We start from the raw sequence: 1,245 nt of genomic DNA, 5'->3' as shown, positions 1-1,245 counted from the left end.
CATGTACATGAACAAATCTCGTTAACAACGACAACATAAATCGAAATATAGTAAAGAATACCCAAAATAATAGGACTTGTATCTCTGTTACTTCGATACTTTTCATCAACACCGGTAACATAATAACGACTACTATTATATTCGTTATCGCTATTCGAACAAATGTGTACATCATGCCATACTGGACTAATTTTCGCATATGTGTTGCATACGAAATTAAAAATAAACTATCCGCTTGCTCAAAAAATGAACGAACTCCTCTTGGATATGTTACTAGATAAAATGCGAGTAATCCTAATCCGAAATAAATCGTCTCTTCCGTTGATAATTCATTTATCCATAGCGATCGATAATAGATTCCCATAAATATAAGTGCTGGAATAATAATATATAATGCGACTGTCCAATCTGTTACCGAACGTATAGACTTCCACTTCCGCTCAAGTTCATGGCGTAATCTCTTATAAAATTGTTGTTTAATCATGTTGTTCACGCCTTACAATTACATCAAAGCAGTCTAATAATGAACTACCCGGCATTTCCGCTAATATTTGAATAGATTCTAAATGTCCATCTGCGACTAATGTACCTTGTGAAATGAGTAAAAATCTTTCACAAATTTTTTCAGCAGTATCTAATACGTGCGTACAAAGTAAAATTCCTGCCCCGCGCTCTTTTTCTTTATATAAATAATTTAAAAACTCTTTCGTAGCTACCGGATCTAAACCGATAAAAGGTTCGTCAATGATATAAAAATCTGGCTCAGTTAAAAACGCCAATATTAGCATCGATTTTTGTTTCATGCCTTTTGAAAACTTTGATAAATACTCATGTTTATGCTTATTCATTCGAAAAGTATGTAATAATTGTTCCGCTCGTTCTTCCCAACTTCCCATTTCACTTCCACGAGCTGCCATTAATAATTCAATATGTTCCCAGAGCGTCAAGTAATCATAGTATGTTGGATGTTCTGGTACGTATGCATACGGATTTTTCTTTTCACCGAATGATATTTCACCGTCCATATTTACAAGTAATCCGAGTATCGTTTTAATCGTCGTACTCTTCCCAGCACCATTTGCTCCAATAAGAGCAACTAGTTCACCTTTTTCGATAGAAAAAGCTATATCATGAATTATTTTTTCGCCTATTTCATATCCAGCTGAGCGGATATTTACTTTTAACATGCATTCCCCTTCTTTCCATTTCTAATACAATCAAGGAAAAGAATAACATATAACTACC

At 34.1% G+C, this 1,245-nt stretch carries 2 protein-coding genes; both read right to left on the bottom strand.

All coding sequences use genetic code 11. The features are described from left to right. Positions 1-484, bottom strand: a 484-nt coding sequence (locus ABWK52_RS28945) for an ABC transporter permease (protein WP_353772355.1), incomplete at its 3' end; no start/stop codon positions are given. Then, positions 477-1,187: an ABC transporter ATP-binding protein gene (locus ABWK52_RS28940; protein WP_000921904.1), complete on the bottom strand. Its 711-nt coding sequence runs from the start codon at positions 1,185-1,187 to the stop codon at positions 477-479. The genes ABWK52_RS28940 and ABWK52_RS28945, both read right to left, overlap by 8 nt. Positions 1,188-1,245 lie beyond the last annotated feature (58 nt).

Source organism: Bacillus sp. AP50, assembly GCF_040492675.1.
Taxonomy (GTDB): Bacteria; Bacillota; Bacilli; order Bacillales; family Bacillaceae_G; genus Bacillus_A; species Bacillus_A cereus.
This window is presented reverse-complemented; position numbering and strand designations above follow the sequence as displayed.

Excerpts from the sequence above, each read along its gene's own strand:
- ABWK52_RS28940 (WP_000921904.1), bottom strand. The coding sequence starts at position 1,187 with ATGTTAAAAGTAAATATCCGCTCAGCTGGATATGAAATAGGCGAAAAA.